This window comes from Paenalcaligenes sp. DL 463 (assembly GCF_057475185.1).
Genome location: NZ_JBYBKX010000001.1, coordinates 1,435,053 through 1,455,658 on the forward strand (window position 1 = coordinate 1,435,053; position 20,606 = coordinate 1,455,658).

23 protein-coding genes are annotated in these 20,606 nt (G+C 49.0%); 10 read left to right on the plus strand and 13 right to left on the minus strand.

Annotated elements, in window-relative coordinates:
• The first annotated feature begins 125 nt into the window (after positions 1 to 125).
• The 3 genes from AC2UZI_RS06660 to AC2UZI_RS06670 all read left to right on the plus strand — a co-directional run bounded on the left by AC2UZI_RS06660 (position 126) and on the right by AC2UZI_RS06670 (position 3,607).
• Entirely contained in the window at positions 126 to 1,085 is a 960-nt protein-coding gene (locus tag AC2UZI_RS06660) for a LysR family transcriptional regulator (RefSeq protein ID WP_486943024.1), read from the plus strand.
• A gap of 317 nt (positions 1,086 to 1,402) precedes the next feature.
• Positions 1,403 to 2,776 carry an NCS2 family permease gene (locus AC2UZI_RS06665; protein ID WP_486943025.1) on the plus strand — a complete coding sequence of 458 codons (1,374 nt, stop codon included), beginning with the start codon at positions 1,403 to 1,405 and terminating at the stop codon, positions 2,774 to 2,776.
• A 69-nt stretch (positions 2,777 to 2,845) separates the two neighbouring features.
• Positions 2,846 to 3,607 carry a LamB/YcsF family protein gene (locus AC2UZI_RS06670; protein ID WP_486943026.1) on the plus strand — a complete coding sequence of 254 codons (762 nt, stop codon included), beginning with the start codon at positions 2,846 to 2,848 and terminating at the stop codon, positions 3,605 to 3,607.
• Here the strand turns inward: AC2UZI_RS06670 and AC2UZI_RS06675 are convergent, their stop codons facing one another.
• The 3 genes from AC2UZI_RS06675 to AC2UZI_RS06685 all read right to left on the minus strand — a co-directional run bounded on the left by AC2UZI_RS06675 (position 3,608) and on the right by AC2UZI_RS06685 (position 5,323).
• Positions 3,608 to 3,790 carry a DUF3008 family protein gene (locus AC2UZI_RS06675; protein ID WP_486943027.1) on the minus strand — a complete coding sequence of 61 codons (183 nt, stop codon included), beginning with the start codon at positions 3,788 to 3,790 and terminating at the stop codon, positions 3,608 to 3,610.
• A gap of 76 nt (positions 3,791 to 3,866) precedes the next feature.
• Positions 3,867 to 5,063 carry a benzoate/H(+) symporter BenE family transporter gene (locus tag AC2UZI_RS06680; protein WP_486943028.1) on the minus strand — a complete coding sequence of 399 codons (1,197 nt, stop codon included), beginning with the start codon at positions 5,061 to 5,063 and terminating at the stop codon, positions 3,867 to 3,869.
• A gap of 38 nt (positions 5,064 to 5,101) precedes the next feature.
• Positions 5,102 to 5,323, minus strand: a complete 222-nt coding sequence (locus AC2UZI_RS06685) for a DUF3820 family protein (protein ID WP_486943029.1) — start codon at positions 5,321 to 5,323, stop codon at positions 5,102 to 5,104.
• A 362-nt stretch (positions 5,324 to 5,685) separates the two neighbouring features.
• Between AC2UZI_RS06685 and AC2UZI_RS06690 the strand changes: the two genes are divergently transcribed.
• The 7 genes from AC2UZI_RS06690 to AC2UZI_RS06720 all read left to right on the plus strand — a co-directional run bounded on the left by AC2UZI_RS06690 (position 5,686) and on the right by AC2UZI_RS06720 (position 12,043).
• Positions 5,686 to 6,063 carry a DUF4168 domain-containing protein gene (locus AC2UZI_RS06690; RefSeq protein ID WP_486943030.1) on the plus strand — a complete coding sequence of 126 codons (378 nt, stop codon included), beginning with the start codon at positions 5,686 to 5,688 and terminating at the stop codon, positions 6,061 to 6,063.
• A gap of 238 nt (positions 6,064 to 6,301) precedes the next feature.
• Positions 6,302 to 7,072 carry a DeoR/GlpR family DNA-binding transcription regulator gene (locus AC2UZI_RS06695; RefSeq protein ID WP_486943031.1) on the plus strand — a complete coding sequence of 257 codons (771 nt, stop codon included), beginning with the start codon at positions 6,302 to 6,304 and terminating at the stop codon, positions 7,070 to 7,072.
• Positions 7,069 to 8,133, plus strand: coding sequence for an ABC transporter ATP-binding protein (locus AC2UZI_RS06700; protein WP_486943032.1), 1,065 nt, complete (start codon positions 7,069 to 7,071; stop codon positions 8,131 to 8,133). The genes AC2UZI_RS06695 and AC2UZI_RS06700 overlap by 4 nt, the downstream gene beginning before the upstream one ends.
• A gap of 47 nt (positions 8,134 to 8,180) precedes the next feature.
• Positions 8,181 to 9,437 (plus strand): ABC transporter substrate-binding protein, encoded by a 1,257-nt coding sequence (locus AC2UZI_RS06705; protein WP_486943033.1) that lies wholly within the window; start codon positions 8,181 to 8,183, stop codon positions 9,435 to 9,437.
• A 20-nt stretch (positions 9,438 to 9,457) separates the two neighbouring features.
• Complete coding sequence (locus AC2UZI_RS06710) at positions 9,458 to 10,348, plus strand: carbohydrate ABC transporter permease (RefSeq protein WP_486943034.1); 891 nt, start codon at positions 9,458 to 9,460, stop codon at positions 10,346 to 10,348.
• A gap of 9 nt (positions 10,349 to 10,357) precedes the next feature.
• Positions 10,358 to 11,203, plus strand: a complete 846-nt coding sequence (locus AC2UZI_RS06715) for a carbohydrate ABC transporter permease (RefSeq protein WP_486943035.1) — start codon at positions 10,358 to 10,360, stop codon at positions 11,201 to 11,203.
• A gap of 15 nt (positions 11,204 to 11,218) precedes the next feature.
• A complete protein-coding gene (locus AC2UZI_RS06720; RefSeq protein WP_486943036.1) occupies positions 11,219 to 12,043 on the plus strand; it encodes a metallophosphoesterase in 825 nt (274 codons plus the stop codon).
• A 61-nt stretch (positions 12,044 to 12,104) separates the two neighbouring features.
• On the opposite strand, the gene catA is transcribed toward AC2UZI_RS06720, so the two are convergent.
• From catA to AC2UZI_RS06770, 10 genes are all read right to left on the minus strand, one after another.
• Entirely contained in the window at positions 12,105 to 13,055 is a 951-nt protein-coding gene (catA, locus tag AC2UZI_RS06725; protein WP_486943037.1) for a catechol 1,2-dioxygenase, read from the minus strand.
• A gap of 35 nt (positions 13,056 to 13,090) precedes the next feature.
• Positions 13,091 to 13,381, minus strand: coding sequence for a muconolactone Delta-isomerase (gene catC, locus AC2UZI_RS06730; RefSeq protein ID WP_486943038.1), 291 nt, complete (start codon positions 13,379 to 13,381; stop codon positions 13,091 to 13,093).
• 15 nt (positions 13,382 to 13,396) lie between these two features.
• Positions 13,397 to 14,524 carry a muconate cycloisomerase family protein gene (locus AC2UZI_RS06735; RefSeq protein ID WP_486943039.1) on the minus strand — a complete coding sequence of 376 codons (1,128 nt, stop codon included), beginning with the start codon at positions 14,522 to 14,524 and terminating at the stop codon, positions 13,397 to 13,399.
• Positions 14,525 to 14,683: 159 nt separating this feature from the next.
• Entirely contained in the window at positions 14,684 to 15,460 is a 777-nt protein-coding gene (locus AC2UZI_RS06740; RefSeq protein ID WP_486943040.1) for a 1,6-dihydroxycyclohexa-2,4-diene-1-carboxylate dehydrogenase, read from the minus strand.
• Between the two features lie 11 nt (positions 15,461 to 15,471).
• Entirely contained in the window at positions 15,472 to 16,497 is a 1,026-nt protein-coding gene (gene benC, locus AC2UZI_RS06745; protein ID WP_486943041.1) for a benzoate 1,2-dioxygenase electron transfer component BenC, read from the minus strand.
• Positions 16,498 to 16,505: 8 nt separating this feature from the next.
• Positions 16,506 to 16,991, minus strand: coding sequence for a benzoate 1,2-dioxygenase small subunit (gene benB, locus AC2UZI_RS06750; RefSeq protein WP_486943042.1), 486 nt, complete (start codon positions 16,989 to 16,991; stop codon positions 16,506 to 16,508).
• On the minus strand, positions 16,992 to 18,359 hold the full coding sequence (gene benA / locus AC2UZI_RS06755) for a benzoate 1,2-dioxygenase large subunit (RefSeq protein ID WP_486943043.1): 1,368 nt from the start codon (positions 18,357 to 18,359) through the stop codon (positions 16,992 to 16,994).
• A 112-nt stretch (positions 18,360 to 18,471) separates the two neighbouring features.
• Positions 18,472 to 19,446 carry an AraC family transcriptional regulator gene (locus AC2UZI_RS06760; protein ID WP_486943044.1) on the minus strand — a complete coding sequence of 325 codons (975 nt, stop codon included), beginning with the start codon at positions 19,444 to 19,446 and terminating at the stop codon, positions 18,472 to 18,474.
• Positions 19,447 to 19,738: 292 nt separating this feature from the next.
• Positions 19,739 to 20,005: a hypothetical protein gene (locus AC2UZI_RS06765; RefSeq protein WP_486943045.1), complete on the minus strand. Its 267-nt coding sequence runs from the start codon at positions 20,003 to 20,005 to the stop codon at positions 19,739 to 19,741.
• 136 nt (positions 20,006 to 20,141) lie between these two features.
• Positions 20,142 to 20,555, minus strand: coding sequence for a YchJ family protein (locus AC2UZI_RS06770; protein WP_486943046.1), 414 nt, complete (start codon positions 20,553 to 20,555; stop codon positions 20,142 to 20,144).
• Positions 20,556 to 20,606: the final 51 nt, after the last annotated feature.

Consider the following 20,606-nt stretch of genomic DNA (forward strand, 5'->3'; position numbering starts at 1 on the left):
TTATTTACAGGATACCAGTGCTGAGACGAAAAATTATCCGTATGTAGTGATGATGAATATCATCTTAACTTCATGATGGGTTTCCACAGCTGGACTCTGAGGGAAACCCCTTACATAATTACATCATGCAAAGACCACGAGAACCCTTAGACACTTATTTGCTACGCGTACTACAAGTTTTGCTTACTGAGCGAAGCGTATCGCGTACGGCGTTACTACTGGGACAGTCCCAGCCAGCCATCAGTAATGCGTTGCGCCGACTGCGCAACATCACTGGTGATCCCGTTCTCTTGCGAGGTAAATCAGGTATGGTGCCAACAGCTCGAGGAGAAGAGCTGCTTAGTCAGGCGAACGAAGCATTGGCTGCTATTGAACGCATTGCCAACCCGCCCATTGATTTTGACCCTGAAACCTCAGAGCGAGAGTTCCACATTGCGGCACCTGACTATTTAGATGCGGTGTTCTTACCGAACATCGCCGAGCGTTTGCGCCGCGAGGCACCCAAAACACGATTGATTATTCATCCCATCAGTAATGATGTTAATTATGTATCATTGCTTGAGGAGGGCACGTTGGACGTTGTGATTGCCAACTGGTTAGAGCCACCTTTACAGCTGCATATGTCGCGCTTATTTGATGATGAAGTGGTTTGTATGCTGGGAACGCACAATCCATTGATTGAGCGAGGTATAACGATGAGCAATTTTCTCGAAATGCCTCAACTTGCACCAACGCCTTACGTGGCACAACGGAAAAATTTCATCGATGGCTGTTTGGCCGAGGAGGGAATGAGTCGCCGCATTCAAATGACGGTTCCTTATTTTGGCTTGGTGCCGTATGTGTTGATGCGCACCGACTTGATATTTACTACAGGTAGACAATTTGCACAGCATTATGCCAATTATCTGCCCATTACGGTGCTGCCTTCTCCTTTTCATTTTCCGCCCATGCGGTTTTATCAGTTATGGCATCGGCGTTCAAATAAGGCTCAGGATGTTATTTGGTTGCGTCGCCGAATTACGGATGTTGCTAACACCTTATTGCGCCGTGGGCAGGAAGTGGAAGAGCAACCACCCACTAACTAAGTGTAAATACTAGGTAGCGTTTTTTTCGAGCTATTCCACGGTTTTATCAAAAGCTTAAAGTTTAATAATTGTTTTTAATCAACTGCTTAGCGCTTTCTTATGATTAAGGAAGCTTTTTTTTTGCCTGTTATTTATCATTCCTGCTTGATAACCCTCATCATTAACAATCAAAAAATAAATTGAGTGGTGTTTTTACAATATGCACACATCCACTTTTTTACATACGAATTGTGTTTTGAGCCCTGACGTAAGGGCTTGGTTATTCAAAGCGTCTTTGAAGAGACTTGAATAAATAAACGCATCACGGAGACGGCATAATGTCCAACGCTCAAGTCGAAACACCGGCATACCCTTCGAAGGAAGGCACATCCGGTGCATGGTTACAAAATTATTTTAAACTCGCAGAAAACGGTAGTTCCGTACGCCAAGAGGTAGTAGGGGGCTTAACCACCTTTTTAGCGATGGTGTACTCGGTTTTTGTGGTGCCCGGCATGCTGGGGCAGGCGGGTTTTGATACGGGTTCCGTTTTCTTGGCAGTCTGTTTAACAAGCGCCATCGGTTCTTTGGTTATGGGTTTTTGGGCAAAACTACCCATTGCAGTGGGATGTGCCTTATCCCTGACTGCGTTTACCGCGTTTGACCTTGTGTTAGGACAGGGTCTTAGTATTGGTGTCGCATTGGGCGCCATTTTCTTAATGGGTGTGATTTTTACGTTGATTTCCGCTACTGGTGTGAGACGTTGGATTTTACGTAATTTACCCGCTGGCGTTGCACAAGGAACAGGTATAGGTATAGGTCTATTTTTGTTCTTGATTGCCGTCAATAGTATTGGTTTAGTGATTAAAAACCCGGGGCCAGGACTGCCTGTTACCTTGGGCGAGATTGGTTCGCTTCCTGCCATACTCAGTTTGGTGGGCTTGGCAGTGATTTTTGGTCTTGAGCGCCGAGGTGTGCCAGGTGGAATTCTGCTGGTTATTATTGCGTTGTCAGTCATTGGGGTGATCTTTGATCCTGCTGTGAAATACAGTGGCGTAGCGGCAATACCTTCCTTAGATAAGCTCACCACTGGAGTACAAGAAATAGATATTATGGGGGCGTTGAATCTCTTGGTTCTCCCCAGTGTCTTGGCCTTGGTGATGACCGCTGTGTTTGATGCTACCGGTACGATACGTGCTGTGGCAGCTCAGGCTAAACAATTAGATGCTGACGGGCAAATTATCAATGGTGAGAAAGCCTTAACCACTGACTCAACCATGTCCATGGTATCGGCTACCTTAGGTGGTTCGCCTGCCGCGGCTTATATTGAATCGGCGGCGGGTGTAGCGGCAGGTGCGCGTACCGGCTTATCAACCGTGGTTGTGGGTTCACTATTTTTATTAATGGTGTTCTTTTCACCTTTAGCCGCATTAGTACCAAGTTACGCCACGGCGCCAGCGCTGATGTATGTTGGTCTGCTGATGTTAAGTAACGTGACGCAGCTTAACTTAGACGACAGGGTCGATGCCCTAGCGGGAATGGTCTGTGCCGTTTTCATTGTGCTGACTTGCAATATCGTTACAGGCATTATGATTGGCTTTTGTAGCTTGGTTATTGGCCGTGTTGTATCCGGTGAAATCAAGAAACTAAACGTTGGAACGGTGGCCATTGCCGTCTCATTAGCTATTTTCTACTTGGGTGGCTGGGCAATTTAAAGTCATTGCTTTTTACTTGTACACTGGGCTTATTTGCTTTGTCGTGATTGATGAATAAAGGGCGAACAAATGAGCTTGGTGTTAGACCTAAATGCAGACTTAGGTGAAAGTTACGGTGCATGGACAATGGGTAATGACGAGGCCTTATTGCCGTTGATTACCTCAGCCAATATCGCATGTGGTTTTCATGCGGGCGACCCTTCGGTTATGCGCCGTACTGTGGCTTCCGCTCTTCAGCATGGGGTGGCAATAGGCGCCCATCCCTCGTTACCTGACTTAGCGGGGTTTGGTAGACGAGAAATGGCGATTAGCGCCGAAGAAGTCTACGATATTGTTGTGGTGCAAATTGGTGCGTTACAGGCAGTGGTGACTTCTCAGGGGGGAATGCTTAGTCATGTAAAGGCACATGGTGCTTTATATAATCTGGCAGCGCAATCCCTTCACTATGCTCGGGCAATAGCGCAAGCTGTGTACGATGTCGATGCACAGTTGCTACTGTATGCCCTAGCTGGAAGTCAGCAAGTGCAGGCTGGTCGTCGTATCGGCCTAAGGGTGGCCGAGGAAGTCTTTGCTGACCGTAGTTACCAAGCCAACGGTATGCTCACTCCACGTACGCAGCCTGATGCCTTAATCGTGGATATTGATGCCGCGATCAATCAAGTCATACGAATGGTCACAGAGTCGGTTGTGCAGACACCGCAAGGGCAAGAGGTCGCGATCCATGCGGATACCTTATGCATTCACGGTGACAATCCCAATGCGCCTGCTTTTGCCGCTGCTATACGTGAAGCGTTACAAGAAAAAAACGTTCAGTTAAGAAGCATAAGTTAGCTAGTCTTTGTGCTCGGGCAGGTTTTCATGAGAGGTTGAGGCAACGTCCTCTAACTCTTTTTTCGTCATCGAGTCATACATGTCTTTTGCGGCACCTTCTAATTCGCTAACCTTAATTTCTTTGCGTTTTGCTGCAAGGGCCATTCCGGAGGCCTTTTGTTGAGCTTTAGATACGGCTGGCATGAGGGTTCTCCTAACGTCACAGTTCGAGACTTTAGCGTGACACGATGAGCACCTACATTGAGTGACAAAGCGTTGCTTAACGCTGCTGCCATTGTCTTAAGCTGTGCACCAACATGCCCAATACGAGTCCCCAGAAGGCGCTTCCGATAGAGAGTAAGGAAAGGCCTGATGCGGTGCATAAAAACGTGACGAGTGCCGCTTCGCGGCCGTCGTGGTCGCCGATAGCTGTGTGCAACGAGTTGGCAATCGTGCCGAGCAAGGCGATGCCTGCTATGGCGGCGATGAGTTCGACGGGAAAAGCCGTAAACAACGCGACGACTGTCGCCCCGAATATTCCTGTTAATAAATAAAATACGCCGGCCCAAACTGCCGCCTTGTAGCGCTGAGTGGGATCGGGGTCCGCATCGGGACTCATGCATAGGGCTGCGGTGATAGCAGCCAAATTAAAAGAGAAGCCTCCAAATGGGGCAAGAAGCATACCAAATACGCCTGATCCGGCGATAAGGGGTGTAGCAGGCGTTTGGTAGCCATTTGCGCGTAATACCGCTAGCCCAGGCACATTCTGCGAGGTCATCGTCACCATAAATAATGGAATTCCTACTCCTAGCAACGCACTGATGTTCAATTCTGGGGCCATGAAAATCGGTACGGCGGGAGTCCAGTTAAGTTGACTCAAATGAAGCTGTTGGTTTAGCAATGCATAGAGAACTCCCACGAGTAGTGCTACGACGACGGCATAGCGTGGGGCAAAGACGCGGCTTAATAAAAATGCGGCTAGCATGCTTAAGCTCATTAACCATTCGGTTTGCATGGCGGTGAAAAGACCGATGCCGAAATTTAATAGGATGCCCGCGAGCATTGCCGCTGCAATATGCCGAGGCACCCATTGCATGATTTTTTGAAAGGCGCCCGTCATGCCTGCTACCGTAATTAACGCTGAGCAGAAAATGAAGGTACCGATGGCTTCGCCCATGCTTAAGCCTTGCAAGCTTGTTGCTAGCAGCGCTGCACCGGGAGTTGACCACGCCGTGAGTACGGGCGCCTTAAAAATTAGCGAGGGAATAATGCAGCTTAAACCCATGCCTATTCCTAGTGCCCACATCCAGGAGTTAAGTTGTTCGGGGGTGGCACCGGCGGCAAGTGCCGCTTGAAAGACAATGGCGACCGAGCTTGTGTAGCCGACGAGCACGGCAATAAAGCCTGAGTTTAGGTGAGAAAGTTGAAACCAGGGCTTGGGGTAATCGGTCTTGGTGGTAGACGAAGATTCGGGCATGAGAAGGTTGTAGTCACATAAAGCGATGGAAGGGTGGGCTAAGACGAGGCTGTGAGACGTAAAGGGTCCAGCAGATGTCGAAGATCGTTATGGTCTAGCTCATACATTAGCGCTAACAGTTCCCCTAGGTTGCCTTTGGGGAAGCCGTTTTGCGCAAACCATCCTAGATAGTGACCGGGAAGATCTGCGATAAGGCGGTCTTGGTATTTACCAAAGGGCATTTTTGTTGTGACCAAGCGTCCAAGGTGTGACGAATTCATGGGTTAATTGTTTTTAGAGAAAAGGGCGGGAATCTGTGGTTTCTACATATTACTAAACCTACATGCCATGCTACGAGTTGTACAATATTGCGTTGTGATTGTATAGCTGGAAGTGGCACACCGTTGTGTCAGGGTTTAGGTTTCTTTCACCTGCATTTGAGTAAAGCCATCACCTTGCTTTAAGGGCTGAGGGGTTATTGAGGAGCAGGACACAACGATAGAATCCACGTGCATTTATGGATAGAGATCAGTGTTTGGGGTTTCGTAGACTAGACACACGAACTCACACAATGAAACTTGAAGCGGGTGGGGCTTCCAAGCATGATGAACTCATTAACGATCACGATTAGGAGAGTTAGTGTATGAATTTATCTGTTAAAGCATTTTTAAGCGCGGCGGTGGTTTCTTTAGGTTTGAGCGCACCTGTCGCTATCGCACAAACGGCTCCTGCTGCGCCAGCAGCCACGCCACAGGCAATACAACCTGATTCGACGCAATTGAACAATTACGCAAAAGCAGCGAAGCGCGTGTCCGACGTTGTAGCTGAGTATCAGCCTAAGTTGGAAGGTGCACAAGATGATAATGCGCGCCAGCAGATTCTTTCAGAGGCTGACTCCAAAATGGTCAGTGAAGTGGAAGGAACGGGCATGAGCGTTCAGGAATATAACGGTATTAGCGTTGCTGTGCAGCAAGACCCCCAACTGCGCCAGCAAGTTGAAGACATGGTCGGCTCTATGTAATGACGCGAGCTTTCTCGCTGCACTGATACATCATTACTGCAGTTCGTCTCTTTTGAGGTCTCCTTTGATGGAGCAACACCCTTTACCCGCTACTGTAGCGGGTTTTTTTCGTTCATACGCAACCGATGTTCATTTGATCAATCGTGACTTGTCATTTAGACGTCATCTGCGCGTAACGGTGGTGTAACGCAGGTTTTCTACACTCCTTTTTGTTCGAATGAATATCAAGAGTGTTTACATGAACCTATCTGCACGGCAAGACGGCATCGTCTCGCTACTACACGCCAAGGGAGTCGTATCCGTCGATACCTTGGCGACTCATTTCGGTGTCACGCCGCAAACGATACGTCGTGACTTAAACCATTTGTATGAAGCGAATTTACTGAAACGTCGTCATGGGGGCGCGGAGCCCATCTCACGTCCACAGAACGAATCTTTTTATGCTCGACGTATATCGCGCTTGAAAGCGAAAGAGCAGATTGCGGCGGTGGTGGCGGGGTTGATTCCGTCAGGGGCGAGCCTATTGATTGGTTTTGGTACGACGCCAGAGCAGGTGGCAATGGCCTTAGCAGATCATAACGATTTGACGGTGGTGACCAATAACTTATGTGCAGCGCTGGCATTAACGCAGAACATGAGTAATAACGTGGTTTTGCCCGGAGGTCAGATACGACAACCGAATCCAGAAATACTAGGCGCTGAAGCGGTACAACTGTTCTCCGATTTTAAGGCCGATTTTGGTATTTCTGGGGTCGGAGGGCTGGATACCGATGGAGCGCTTCTGGATTTCGATATGGATGAAGCCAATTGTCATCGCGCCTTACGGAGTAACTGCAGACAACGCATTCTGGTATTGGATCATTCTAAATTTGGACGCTTAGCGCCAGTGCGTAGTGGGTCGTTAGTCGATGTGGATGTTTTGGTTACGGATAGAGAAATAGCGCCTGCTTTTCGGGCGCTGATTCCCGAGCGAGTTCAAGTGTTCGTTGCGTCTGAGGTAAGGGTATGAGTGACATTGCGATCGAACTGCGCCATCTGCAGAAATCATGGGGCGAGCAACACGTGATCAAAGATGTCAGCTTGCGCATTAAAAAGGGGCAATTTACGGCATTGCTTGGCCCCTCTGGATGCGGTAAGTCCACATTGTTACGGATGATTGCCGGCTTAGAAAAACCGGATGCGGGGCAAGTGCTGATTAACGGAACGGATGCCACGGCGTTAGAGCCAGCTAAGCGGCAACTTTCGATGGTGTTTCAGTCTTATGCGCTTTTTCCGCATTTGTCGGTTCGAGACAATATTTTGTTTGGGTTGCAGGTGCGTCGTAGGCCTAAAACTGAACAGAAGGCTCAACTTGCCGAGGCCTTACGCCTTACTAACTTAGAAGCTTTATGTGATCGTAAGCCCGGGCAATTGTCAGGGGGGCAGCGACAACGTGTGGCATTGGCTCGCAGTATTGTCTCGGGCCACGATATTTGCCTGATGGACGAGCCGTTATCCAACTTGGATGCCAAGCTAAGACATTCCGTGCGTCATGAGATTCGAGATTTACAACAGCGCTTGGGGCTTACGGTGGTTTACGTCACACACGATCAAACCGAAGCCATGGGCATGGCCGATCAAGTGGTGTTGCTACGCGAGGGCGAAATTGCTCAACAGGGCAGTGCGCGCGAGTTGTATGAACAACCCAACGGTGTGTTTAGCGCTGAGTTTATAGGCAGCCCGCCGATGATGTTGATTCATAGTGATGTGGTGCCAAGTGGGTTGTGGCGTACTCGAAAAGGGTTTAATCAACCTCATTCAGTCAGCATTGGTGTGCGTTCGGAGAACTTGCGCTTGGGCCCCGAACAAGACGATGCTATCCCTGCACTAATCGAGCATCAAGAGTTTCAAGGTGCGGAATCCTACGTATACGTGCGATTGCGCAATCAGCAGAAGTTAATTGTTCGCGCCTCGGCCGCAGACCAGTACACGGTGGGCCAACACTACGGTATGGGTTGGGCTTCTGAACATGCCTACTACTTCGATACACATACGGGCGGGCGTCTTGAGGATGCTCCCCTTGTTAATTAAGCCGTTTTACCACGACAGAACTATTCATGAATTAAGGGGCTACACCCATGTTTAAAAAACTTCTACTTGCGACTTCTCTGAGCTTTGCCTTTGGCGCCAATGCTTATGCCAATACTGAGCTAACGATGTATTACCCCATTGCAGTGGGCGGATCATTGACGGAAGTGGTTGATGGTTTTATCAGCGAATTTGAGTCCGAGCATCCGGACATCACCGTTAAGGCGGTGTATTCGGGTAACTATGATGAAACGCGTGTCAGAGCACTATCGGCGCTACGTGCTGGAGAGCCCGTTCAGCTTTCCGTATTGGGTGCTTTGGATACGCATGATTTAGTTGAGCAAGGTCTAGTGGAGTCATTCAGTGACATTGCCAACACTGAAGAGTCTCGTCAATGGATAGAGAGCTTCTACCCCGCGCTGATGGCAAATGGCACGTTGGAAGGAAAGGTCTGGGGCATTCCTTTTCAGCGCTCGACGATTGTGATGTTTTACAACAAAGATATGTTCAAAGCGGCTGGTTTAGATCCAGAGCAGGCGCCCACCACATGGGATGAAATGGTTGAAGCGGCGAAAACGTTGAAAACAGAAGATCGTCACGGCTTAATGATTCCATCGACGGGCTACCCTTATTGGATGTTTCAAGCCTTGGCTCTGCAAAATGGTCAGCAACTGATGAACGAGGATGGAACGGAAGTCTATTTGAATACACCAGAGGCGATTGAAGCGCTTACCTTCTTCCGCGATTTGGCGGATAAACATGAAGTCAGTCCCAAAGGCACTATCGAGTGGGGAACATTACGCCAAGCTTTTGTGCAAGGGCAGACCGCGATGATGTGGCACACCACAGGTAATCTGACAGCCGTCAGGGATGAAGCTGAGTTTGATTTTGGTGTGGCTATGCTTCCTGCCAAGAAAGAGCCCGCATCGCCGACTGGAGGTGGAAACTTCTATTTGTTTAGCGGTGCTACTGATGAGCAAAAGCAAGCTGCACTGAGCTTTGTTAAATGGGTTACTGCGCCTGAGCGTGCTGCCGAATGGTCCATGGCTACGGGCTATGTAGGCACCAGTCCGGCAGCTTATGAAACTGAAGCGTTGATCGCTTACGCTGAAGAGTTTCCGCAAGCTCTGGTTGCAAAAGATCAGTTAGCAGTGGCGTCTCCAGAGTTTGCCACGTATGAAACCGCACGTGTACGTGAGCTGGTTTCTAACGCGGTACAGGCCGTACTAACGGGGTCTGCCACGCCAGAGGCAGCGTTAAACGATGCGCAACAAGCCGCTGAGCGTTTGTTGCGTCCGTTTAACTAATCAGCGCGAGGCTAGTAACCATGTCTAGACCACACCGCGGCGTTAACCGTGAGTCTCTGTATGCCTACTTGCTGTTAATGCCAGCGTTTGTCTTGCTTAGCTTGTTTGCATTTATTCCTACGGTACACACGGTGTGGTCGAGCTTGTTCAGTAAAGGAACAGCCCGACGTCCATCCGTATTTGTAGGGCTGGATAACTATAGTGCGGTGATGGCGGATCCGGCTTTTTGGGTAATCGCTAAGAATAACCTTTGGTACGCCGCGATCACTATTCCTGTCTCAATGTTGTTAGCGCTACTGATGGCTTTATGGGCGAATCAAGCGATGCACATGAGGGGTTGGGTACGGTGCGCTTACTTTACCCCCACGATGCTACCGATGATAGCGGCTGCTAACTTGTGGTTGTTTTTCTATACCCCAAATTTGGGGTTGCTTGATCAGGTCTTAGGCTTGTTTGGCGCCTCTCCAACCAATTGGCTAGGACAACCGCAAACGGCTTTAGGGGCTGTGATTGTGGTGACCATCTGGAAGGAAGCCGGCTTTTTTATGGTGTTCTATTTGGCGGCTTTACAGACGGTTTCGCCTGAGCTGCGAGATGCGGCGCGACTTGAAGGCGCGAGTCGCTGGCAGTATGGACGTCGTGTGTTGTTGCCGTTACTGGCTCCCACCACTCTGTTTATATTGATTAATGCGTTGATTAACTCGGTGAAGCTTATCGACCATTTGTTCATCTTAACCAAGGGTGGGCCTAATAACTCATCAAAGTTGTTGCTGTATTGGATTTGGGAGAATGCGTTTGCTTACATGGATACGCCCAGTGCGGCAGTGCTAACGGTGATGCTGTTATTGGTATTAGCGGGGATTGCGGTGTTTAAATTTAGCTACGCTGAAAAGCGGGTGCATTATCAATAGGCCTTTATCATGCGTTTATTAGTCGTGTCTGCTGCAACCGCATTCCGCCGTTGTCCTCGTCCTAATCTTGATCACATTGGAGCCTACGCTTTAGCGTTGTTATGGGTGGCTCCGCTGCTTTATGCAGTTTGGACGGCCTTTCGCGACCCAGCGGCCGTATTTAATTTGGATATGAGTGCTGGGTGGACTTTGGATAATGTGCAAAAAGCCTGGAGCAGCGCCCCATGGCTTGTCTATATACGAAATACCACTTTTTTAGTCGGTAGTATTCTGATCGGGCAGTTTGTACTTTGCACCTTAGCCGCTTATGCTTTTGCGCGGTTCCAGTTCAGGGGTAAAGGCATTCTTTTCAGTTTGGTATTACTGCAGTTATTTATTTTGCCAGAGGTCTTGATCGTCGAGAACTATGCCATGGTCTCTCGTCTAGGTTGGAGTGATTCTGTTCTGGGTATGGGTGTGCCGTATATGGCAAGTGCTTTTGGTGTGTTTTTATTGCGCCAAGCTTTTAAGCAAGTACCCACCGAGCTTGAAGACGCTGCACGTATCGAAGGGTGTGGTCGGCTGGCTGTGTTGTGGAAAGTATATGTCCCGCTGGCCAAGCCTGTTTACTTAGCCTATGCCTTAGTGTCAGTCTCTACGCATTGGAATAATTTTTTATGGCCGTTGGTGGTCAGCAGCTCTGTTAGCACGCGCCCCCTAACGGTCGGTTTGTCGTTGTTTGGTGCTCCTGAAAGTGGGGTCAGTATTTCGCTGATTAGTGCGGCTACATTGTTGACCATGCTGCCGCTATTAATTGGGTTTCTGCTGTTTCAAAAGCAGTTTATGCAAGCGTTTTTACATTCAGGTCTACGTTAATAGGTGGCTAAGGTCATGAAAATCATACAAATTTCAGATTTGCATATTACGGCACCTGATGTGTTGTTGTTCGGGATGGATCCGATTGAACAGTTAAAATCATGCCTTGAGCACATACTGACTCATCACGGAGATGCGGAGTTATGCGTGTTGACGGGCGACCTCACCCACAATGGTAATCGCCAAGCCTATCAGCGCTTACGTCAGTGTTTGGACGAGTTCTTGCCCATACCTTATCGATTGCTTTTAGGAAATCATGACGACAGAGAGGTGTTCAGTGATGTGTTTGCGGACTATATCCAGACGCAGTCATTAAAACCTGATGCCTTTGTGCAAGGTGTTGAGCAGTTAGGCGAGTACACGGCTATTTATTTAGATACCTTGGCGACGGGCTATACCAACGGACATTTATGTGAGACCCGCCTGCAGTGGTTAAATGCTCAACTGAAAGCGGCGAAGGGGCCCGTTCTGATTTTTTCGCACCATCCCATTCCGGATTTGCAATTTCCTGCTATGGATTGGTTAAAGCTGGCTAACCATGAGTCAGTGGTGAATTTCATTAAGCAAGCAGAACAAACGTGCTATTTGTTTGCCGGGCATGTGCATCGAAGCGCAGCGGGCATGTGGCACGGGCTGCCGTTTTATACGGTAAACGGAACCAACCACCAACATGAGCTGGATGTAAAAAATGAAGGGGTTGCTACGTCAACCGTAGAGCCCAGCAGTTACGCTGTGATATTACCGAGAAGCAGTGGTGTTACTGTGCACTTTCAGCCGTATCGGTATACAGAGGTACGCTTTCCCTATGAAGGAAAACCATCAGATTTACCCTGTATTTAGTGTTTTTCAATGTGAGTCAATACGACTACCCCCGTTTAGAGCGGGAGTAGTCGTTATTGTTTTAGGAGGTAACAGAGCTGTCTGTGTCCTGCAGCGCGCGGGGGCGTTGGCTTCGATTCTCGTCAGCTTCGTTAGCAGAGAGTTGAAGTTGGAAGTCAAAGTTAACTTCAGCGTAGCGGCGGTCTACGCCTTTTTCTGCCCACTTGCTTTCGTCATCGATAAAGTTGATGTCGGCGACTAAACCTTCTCGTGTTGCATAAGCAAAGTCTTCCCATAGGTACTTATCGCCAGCGAGGTTGATCTGCGTCGTTAGGTGGCGATAGCCTGTTGCGTGCAAGAAGAAGTGAATATGAGCAGGGCGCTGACCGTGACGACCCAACTGGTTCAATGCTTCTTGAGTAGGGCCTTCGGGCGGACAGCCGTAACCCACGGGCACAATACTGCGAGCGCGATAGCGACCATTTTCGTCAGTAATGATTTGACGACGAAGGTTGTACTCGGACTGACTTTGATCGAAGAACGAGTAATTACCTTTAGAGTTGGCATGCCAAACCTCAACGGTAGCATTCGGTACGGGTTGACCGGCTGGATCGCGCACCACACCCTCTAGGAACATGATGGTCGTGTCATCTTTGCCGTCGTCCATACGAGCTTCACCGTGAGCGACGGGTGCGCCTGCGACATAGAGCGGACCTTCAATCGTGCGGGGTGTGCCACCGAGTAGGTTTGCTTGTCTGTCTTTCTCGTCTTGCAACACATCCATGAAATGCTCAAAACTTGAACCAGCCACTAACAGGCCAAACTCACCGCTTGCGCCGAGTCGGTTCAAGTAATCGATGGCTTTCCAAAACTCTGTTTCACTGATGTTTAAATCTTCCACGATTTTTGCTAAATCGTTGAGTACACGGAAGAAAACTTCTTTAGTGCGCGCATCGCCATCTGTGTTGTTAAAACCGCTGGCGTCTTTGAATAGATCTTGTACTTCTTGAGTATGTGAAACACGTATAGTCATAATTTTTCTCGCATTAGATACGGTGATTGAACAAGTTAGCGGTCATCGCTGTGAATAGAGGAGGGGTGACGACAAATCGCAGTGACGTCAATTCGCATGAAGCGATACAAGGGCAGACTCATAAGCAGCTCATGTAGTGCTGCGGTGTCCTCTACATCAAATACGCTGTAATTTGAGTACTGTCCGGCAATGCGCCACAAATGGCGCCATTTACCTTCTTCCTGCAACTTCTGAGCTAAGGCTTTCTCCTCAGCGATCAGTTTTTGGGCTTCTTCTGGGTTGTAGTCCAGTGGGATGTTGACATCCATTCGTACATGAAAAAGCATGGGTAACGACTCCTGTTAAGTGTGCGATCGGGTGTAGTGGTTTAGCTTGTCTTCATCAATTTCCACTCCTAAACCAGGATCATTAGGCACGATTAATTCAAAGTTTTCGTAAACTAAGGGGGTACTGACAAAATCATCGCTAAGTAATAGAGGACCGAACAGCTCGGTGCCCCACGTAAGTTTGCTTAAGGTAGAACAAGCATGTGCGGTTGCTGCCGTACCGACTGTGCCTTCCAGCATGGTGCCGCCATAGAGAGCAATGCCTGCGGCACTGGCAATCGAGGCGCTACGTAACATGGCGCTGGGGCCGCCGTTTTTGGCGATTTTCAATGCAAAGACCGAGGCCGCTTCGGCGGCGGCAAGGTTGTAAGCGTCTTCGACACTTTCAATGGATTCGTCCGCCATGATGGCTGCTGGAGAACGTAGATTCAGCCGGGCTTGTGCAGCTAAAGACTGTCGGCCTATAGGCTGTTCGATAAGGTCAATACCGTTTTCACCCAGTACTCGGCAGGCATAGAGTGCGGTGGATTCATCCCACGCTTGATTAACATCAACGCGTACGCTTGCGCTGTCGCCCAACGCTTTTTTGATGTTCAGTACGTGTTTTAAGTCGGTATTCACCGCATTAGCACCAATTTTTAACTTGAAGATGCGATGACGTTTTTGTTCTAACATGCGCTCGGCTTCGGCGATGTCGGTCGCGGTATCGCCGCTGGCCAAGGTCCATGCGACTTCCAGACGGTCGCGAACGCGGCCACCCAGAAGTTCGCTAACCGGAACGCCAAGTCGCTTGCCTTGAGCATCAAGCAGTGCGGTTTCAATGCCTGAAAATGCAAAGGTATTGGACTTGATATGGGTACGTAAACGGTGCATCAGTGCACCCACACGATCAGCGGCTTGATCGATCATCAATGGGGTGAAGTGCGCATCAATATTTGTCTTGATGCTCTCTGGGCTTTCCCCACCATAAGCGAGTCCACCAATGGTGGTGGCTTCGCCTAGACCTACGATTTCATCACTACAACGGATGGTAATGTGCACAACGCTTTGCCGATTCATGGTGTGCATGGCCAAACGGTGGGGGCGAATCGTGGGCAAATCAACGATTTGAGTTGTTACAGATACGATAGTGGCTTGGGACATAGGTTATTCCAACAAAGCTAAAGCGAGGAAAGCGAAGTAGTGAGCTTGCTTTGCTTCTCTTTAGCGGGTATATGACATTTTTTCACTATAGAAATAGTGCCTTGGAACCGAACAAAATCATAGCTAGGGGTAGCGATTAATCATGTTGCTAGCGTTCAATTACCCTAGATCACCTCCCCCTACGGGCAGGGTGATGCCTGTTATGTATGACGCATGTTCGGAGGCTAAAAACAAAATGGCGCCCACTTGCTCATTCAGTGTTCCATAGCGCTTCATTAAGCTGGTGTCTATGGTTTGATCCACAATGGCTTGGTACCACTCTTGCTCTTGTCCTGATAACGGTTGTTCATTTCTCGGTACGCGGCGTGTTGGGGCTTCGGTGCCTCCCGGGGCGGTGGCGTTGACACGAATACCGCGTTGAGCTGTTTCGAAAGCCAGACTTGCCGTCAGGGCGTTGATGCCTCCTTTAGCGGCGGCGTACGGTACCCGATGCAGGCTTCGTGTTGCCACGGAAGACACGTTTACGATCGCGCCTTTTTCTGCCTGAAGCATGTGAGGCAGCACGGCGTGACAGCACCACAGGGTAGGGAATAACGAACGCTGAATTTCGGCTTGAATTTCTTCACTACGATAATGTTCGTATGGTTTGGCCCAGATCGTGCCCCCGACGTTATTGACCAGAACATCAATACGGCCGGCAGCTGCGGCGATGGCATCCATAGCAGCAGTTGCCTCGCTAGCTTGCTCCAAGTCTGCCAGCCGTGTTTGGGGAGCATGCGCCACGCCTGTTAAACCTTCCAGTTCTTCAACAATGGGAGAACGGTCTATGCCCCAGACCTGAGCACCTTCGGCTGCAAAAGTTTCTGCCACTCGTCGTCCTATGCCTTGTGCTGCACCCGTAACGACAACGACCTGATTAGTAAAACGAGGATTCATAGTCTGTACTCTTATGCAGGAATAGCGGCTGGATTGAATTTTTCATAATGAAAATTAGCAGGTGCTAAGGATTGTGCTGTAAAGAATTGCTGCACAGCATCGACCATGGCAGGTGGTCCGCACAAATAGGCATCAAACTCGCCGTGGCTTTTCCATAAGTCGGTGTTCAGATGCTCGGTAACGTAACCAGAGCGGGGGTGGGACGTGAGCTCGTTGGCAACACAGGTGGTGTAGCTAAAGTTGCTGAGTGCTGCAGCGTAGTGCTCAAGCCTTTCTAGATGAACCAGATCTTCGTCGGCGCTCACGCCGTAAACAAGGTGCGTTGGTTGAGTGAGTTGCTGTTGCTGATACTGATCTAACATGGCTAAAAATGGTGCCAATCCAGTGCCGCCCGCTAGCATCAGTACAGGCCGATCGTTATCGCGTAGGTAGAAACTGCCAAAAGGTCCAGTTAGCGTCAGTTGATCACCAACCTGGCAATGGTTTGCTAAATATTCGCTCATCAGTCCATCGGGAACATTCTTAATCAATAGTTCGATGGATTGACTATCGTCCACCAAGCAGGCGAACGAGTACGAACGAGTCTCGGTGCTATTGGGCACCCCTACGTTAATGTACTGGCCACTTAGAAATTTAAGTGTTTCAAACTCGGGGGAACGTAGACGCAATAAAAATGTGGATGCACTGAGTGGCTTGATTTCAGTCACTTCTGCGTTAAAACTGGCGGCTGCAATTTTACAGACCTCAGAGCTAGCTGGAATGCTAATAACGCAGTGGCTTTCAGCGCGTAACTGACAACTGAGTGCAAACCCCTGTTCGGCTTCTTCCTCGCTAAGGGCTTCGTCGATGTAGTCATCGCCTAAATCGTACTGTCCAGACTCGACCTTGCATTTACAGGTGCCACACGCGCCATCTCTACAATCTAGCGGGATATTAACGCCTTGGCGGTAGGCAGCATCTGCCAAAAGTTCGTGGGCAGCAACGTCAATAAATCGGGTAACACCGTCTTCAAAATTAAGTGCAATGGAATAGTTCATGGTCGCTCCTAGATGTGATAGATATCGATAACCTGACGCACGTAGTCGTTTTTCAAAACGACTTTTTTGTTGTGAATCAGAGGCCGGGCACCTGTCGTATCTAGTGAGTAAAAGCTGGTACCGAAATAACTGTCAGTGTGGTTGTAGCGAAAGCTTAAGGTGTGCCAGTTGAAGCGGACGTCACAGCGGCCATCTTCCTGAGACAGAATTTCGATGTTGCTGATATTGTGCGATGTGCGTGTGTCTGGGATGGTCGCACTCGAGCGTTCAGTTTTAATCCTGAAAACCCGATCTTCCAGCCCACCTCGGTTGCCATACCAAATTAATGAGATTTCTGTTTCTGGGTTATCGATCAGCTGGTCACGATCATCCCAAGCAGGCATCCAGAATGTGACATCTTCACGGTATAAGGCAAGCCAGTCATCCCATTGTTTGTCGTCAAGTAAGCGGGCTTCCTGATAGAGAAAATCTCGTACATGGTCGTAGCTAATCATTTATACGGTCTCCTTTTCTCGCAGGCTTGGCTCAGCGTCTTGCGTCTGTGTTAATCGGTGAGTTAAGGCTTCTTGCCAATACTGATGTTGCAGCACAAACAGACCTTCATCTTCTGTGTAGACACCGCTCAGTAATGGGTTTAGGTCGATAGCGCTTGCGGCATCATCGGGGCCGCTGACCCAATGGTTGGCACCACGTGACATATCGTTCCAACCCAGACCGGCTGAGGCGCCTTGTTGGCACGAACGGAATTCTTCTAAGTCGTCGGGTGTGGCCATTCCACTGACATTAAAAAAGTCTTCGTACTGACGGATACGCTGACGACGTGACTCAGCCGTCTCTCCTTTTGGCGCAATACAGTAGATGGTGACTTCGGTTTTGTTAACGGATAGCGGACGAGTGATGCGGATCTGAGAGCTGAATTGATCCATGATGTAGAGGTTCGGGTAGACGCATAGGTTGCGTGAGTTCTCTACCATCCAATTGGCTTTGGCCTCGCCAAACTCGGCGCTCAACTCAGGAAGGCGTTCAAAAGTGGGGCGGTCTTCAGGGTTTGCCCAGCGTGACCATAACAACATATGGCCATGTTCGAACGAATAGAAGCCTCCGCCTTGTTTGCCCCAGTTGCCGGCGCTCATGGTGCGCACTTCTTCGCCAGCCTCGCGTTGTTTGCGTTGTCCTTGTGTCGCCGCGTAGTTCCAATGTACGGCTGTGACATGGTAGCCATCAGCCCCGTTTTCAGCTGCAAGCTTCCAATTACCCTCGTACACATAAGAGGATGAGCCGCGTAGTACCTCTAAACCTTCTGGGCTTTGATCAACGATCATATCGATGATTTTTGCAGCTTCACCTAAATGTTCCTGCAGAGGCTTTACGTCGGCGCTCAGGCTACCAAAAAGAAACCCACGATAGGATTCAAACTTCGCGATCTTATTAAGATCGTGGGAACCTTCACAGTTAAAGCTATCGGGATATCCAGCTTCCTTAGGGTCTTTAACTTTCAGCAAACGGCCCGAGTTATTGAAAGTCCAGCCGTGAAAAGGACAGGTAAACGAGCTGCGGTTACCGCTTTTGTGACGGCATAGCATGGCACCTCTGTGGGTACAGGCATTCAGGAAAGCGTGTAGCTCTCCCTCTCGATTGCGGGTAATAAATACGGGCTGCCGTCCAATCGAGGTGCTGAAGAAATCGTTGTTTTCTGCAACTTGGCTTTCGTGAGCCAGATAGATCCAATTGCCCTCGAAAATATGCTGCATTTCCAGATCGAAGAGGGCAGGGTCCGTAAATACCTCTCGGCTGCAACGGTAAATACCTTTTTCTTTGTCCTCTTGAGCCAGGGCGTTCAAGTGTTCAGGCTTTATTGTCATATACCCTCTCCATTAACGTAGTGTGACTAAGTTGGATGCTAGAGACGGTTTATAACTTTCAATATCCGTTTACTGCAGCAATATGCTCCGTTCCTGCAATTGGGCGCTGAAATTAGGGTAAATGCCTATAAGGCTCTTGTGTTCGACGCTGTGTTTCGGTAGGGAGTTCACCGAAAAAATCACGATATGTGGCGGAAAATCGCCCTAAGTTCTGAAAGCCATATTGCAAGGCTAATGAGGTGATATGGCCCCGATCGCGCGGGCTAAGTTCTAATTGATCGCGTATTTCGCGCAGCCGACGTTGTCGAATGTAGTGCGCCGGACTGACTGATAAATGGCGTTCAAATAAGGTGTAAAGCGTGCGTTCACTGCAGTGCGCCAAACGGCTTAATACCTTCATGTTTAAATCATCTTGTAGATGGCTATGTATGTAATTAAGCGTAGTTTGTAAAGCTTGGGGAAGATCCGTGCGGGTGTTGTTGACGTTATTATCAAGTAGCGTCATGAGTTTTACGGCAACGGTATTTGTGTACTGGCGTTGAAGCAGCGTGATTCGCGGCGATGATTCCGATTCAGAGCAAACGAGTTGTAATAGGTTCAGCAACCCTATTTTTTGTTCTAAGAGATAAGGGGTGCTCTCAAAAACAATGCCATCTTTGGGGAAAAGTAGCTGATGTTCATCGCACACGCGGTTAAACACCCGTGTGGGAATGGATAAGATCAGCTTCGCACAGTCAGCAGAGTAGGTCAGGTCGATAGGGTCTAGCGGGTTGATAGGAACGAGCTTACCTGCTGAGAGCATAAGCTCTTCGCCCTCTGGCGTACGCAGCAGGCAGGTTCCTCTGAGCAGAATTTGGAAGTGGTAAACGTGCTCTAAACGAGGAGAGTGAACACGAACGGGGTGCCCATACGACAAGTGGGTGATATCAAGTTCCCCATAACGTTGATGACGCAAATGAGCGGCATGATTTCGTATTTTCGATACAGCAATAGAGTGGCTTCCTACATGCTCGTTCACGAACTCCGATACTAAGGTAGGATCTACAGCGTTGAATACATTGCTTTTTTCAGTCAATAATTCGTACATGGCAGCCACTTAATGGTTGTCTCTAAAGGTGCCTACGTTTTTTTATTTTTTATTAAGTGGGCACAAGCGTATATGTCAGTCGTGTTTCATAGCATAGGCGATATTGCGCAAATCGCTTTGTTCTATGTCCACCTGATAGACAAAATAACGCATTAAAGTCAACTGCTTAGGACGCTGCTAGCACAGGCTAGTGCGTTTGTAAGTCCCGCGTTTAACAGTACGTGTTTTGACGCAGGGCGACGAGAATGTGTCGCACCGATGCACTGTAGCGGCTGAGGGCAATGCTGCGTTTTTAATCATTCAAGGCGCTTCTCGCTTCCTCTCGATAAGCGCTTTCTAAGCCCGCACCCTGATGAACTTGCTCTAGCCACTTCAGACCAACTTGGCTAATTTGTCTGGCTTGCGTATCGTCCAGCGCCGCATCAATCTTGAACAACGCAAAGTCAGTAATGGCCTCGGTGTCGAGTAACGCTTGTTGGAGTCGCTCGTAGTCGTGGTGCATGTCCCCTTGGCTAAGAATATAAGCGTCTAGAATGTCAAAGAGTGTTCTGGAAAACATAACGGCCTCCAGTGTAATGAGCATTAATAGAACTCTATGTATAGCTTAGGGCATTTCTTGTTTGATTGCAGTATCGCTTGGTGAGCGTATAGCGTAACGGCTGGCGCAGGTTCACGGCGGAACGCGCCGTGATGACTTAACGATTTAAGAATAGACCATCCACATAAAACCAGCGCTTTTTTTCGTATAGAAAGCGGCTACGCTCGTGCAGCCGTGACGCTCGACCCGCCAAGCGGCTGCGAGCAACGAACTCAACGTAAGCCTCTGTAGGGGAGGCCAGATCATGGGCCCGTATCGACAAGCCTAACCATTTTAGGCCGTAAGGGTTTGGTTCGAGCTCGGTGGGGCGAGTACTTGGGTGCCAAGTTTCAAGCAAATAGTTAAACTCATCCAGCACAAAGGCGCTGTATCGCGACCGCATCAAGGTTTTGGCATCTGGAGCCTGTAATCGTTGTTCACCATGGTGCCATTGAGCACAACAGTCTTTGTACTTAAGGGCGCTGTCACAAGGACAACGTATGGTGCTTGCCTGAAATAAACGATCGGTCATAAATTCAAATAGAGTATTGAAAAGCGAAGAAAGTCGTTATTAGAAAGCTGG

Bases quoted from the DNA above. Each gene is read 5' to 3' on its own strand.
- catC (WP_486943038.1), bottom strand. From the start codon at position 13,381: ATGCTTTTTCATGTACGAATGGATGTCAACATCCCACTGGACTACAAC.
- benC (WP_486943041.1), bottom strand. From the start codon at position 16,497: ATGAACTATTCCATTGCACTTAATTTTGAAGACGGTGTTACCCGATTT.
- AC2UZI_RS06675 (WP_486943027.1), bottom strand. From the start codon at position 3,790: ATGCCAGCCGTATCTAAAGCTCAACAAAAGGCCTCCGGAATGGCCCTT.
- AC2UZI_RS06770 (WP_486943046.1), bottom strand. From the start codon at position 20,555: ATGACCGATCGTTTATTTCAGGCAAGCACCATACGTTGTCCTTGTGAC.
- AC2UZI_RS06720 (WP_486943036.1), top strand. From the start codon at position 11,219: ATGAAAATCATACAAATTTCAGATTTGCATATTACGGCACCTGATGTG.
- AC2UZI_RS06680 (WP_486943028.1), bottom strand. From the start codon at position 5,063: ATGCCCGAATCTTCGTCTACCACCAAGACCGATTACCCCAAGCCCTGG.
- AC2UZI_RS06690 (WP_486943030.1), top strand. From the start codon at position 5,686: ATGAATTTATCTGTTAAAGCATTTTTAAGCGCGGCGGTGGTTTCTTTA.
- AC2UZI_RS06765 (WP_486943045.1), bottom strand. From the start codon at position 20,005: ATGTTTTCCAGAACACTCTTTGACATTCTAGACGCTTATATTCTTAGC.
- benB (WP_486943042.1), bottom strand. From the start codon at position 16,991: ATGATTAGCTACGACCATGTACGAGATTTTCTCTATCAGGAAGCCCGC.
- AC2UZI_RS06740 (WP_486943040.1), bottom strand. From the start codon at position 15,460: ATGAATCCTCGTTTTACTAATCAGGTCGTTGTCGTTACGGGTGCAGCA.
- AC2UZI_RS06735 (WP_486943039.1), bottom strand. From the start codon at position 14,524: ATGTCCCAAGCCACTATCGTATCTGTAACAACTCAAATCGTTGATTTG.
- AC2UZI_RS06700 (WP_486943032.1), top strand. From the start codon at position 7,069: ATGAGTGACATTGCGATCGAACTGCGCCATCTGCAGAAATCATGGGGC.
- benA (WP_486943043.1), bottom strand. From the start codon at position 18,359: ATGACAATAAAGCCTGAACACTTGAACGCCCTGGCTCAAGAGGACAAA.
- AC2UZI_RS06670 (WP_486943026.1), top strand. From the start codon at position 2,846: ATGAGCTTGGTGTTAGACCTAAATGCAGACTTAGGTGAAAGTTACGGT.
- AC2UZI_RS06660 (WP_486943024.1), top strand. From the start codon at position 126: ATGCAAAGACCACGAGAACCCTTAGACACTTATTTGCTACGCGTACTA.
- AC2UZI_RS06760 (WP_486943044.1), bottom strand. From the start codon at position 19,446: ATGTACGAATTATTGACTGAAAAAAGCAATGTATTCAACGCTGTAGAT.
- AC2UZI_RS06705 (WP_486943033.1), top strand. From the start codon at position 8,181: ATGTTTAAAAAACTTCTACTTGCGACTTCTCTGAGCTTTGCCTTTGGC.
- AC2UZI_RS06685 (WP_486943029.1), bottom strand. From the start codon at position 5,323: ATGAATTCGTCACACCTTGGACGCTTGGTCACAACAAAAATGCCCTTT.
- catA (WP_486943037.1), bottom strand. From the start codon at position 13,055: ATGACTATACGTGTTTCACATACTCAAGAAGTACAAGATCTATTCAAA.
- AC2UZI_RS06695 (WP_486943031.1), top strand. From the start codon at position 6,302: ATGAACCTATCTGCACGGCAAGACGGCATCGTCTCGCTACTACACGCC.
- AC2UZI_RS06715 (WP_486943035.1), top strand. From the start codon at position 10,358: ATGCGTTTATTAGTCGTGTCTGCTGCAACCGCATTCCGCCGTTGTCCT.
- AC2UZI_RS06710 (WP_486943034.1), top strand. From the start codon at position 9,458: ATGTCTAGACCACACCGCGGCGTTAACCGTGAGTCTCTGTATGCCTAC.
- AC2UZI_RS06665 (WP_486943025.1), top strand. From the start codon at position 1,403: ATGTCCAACGCTCAAGTCGAAACACCGGCATACCCTTCGAAGGAAGGC.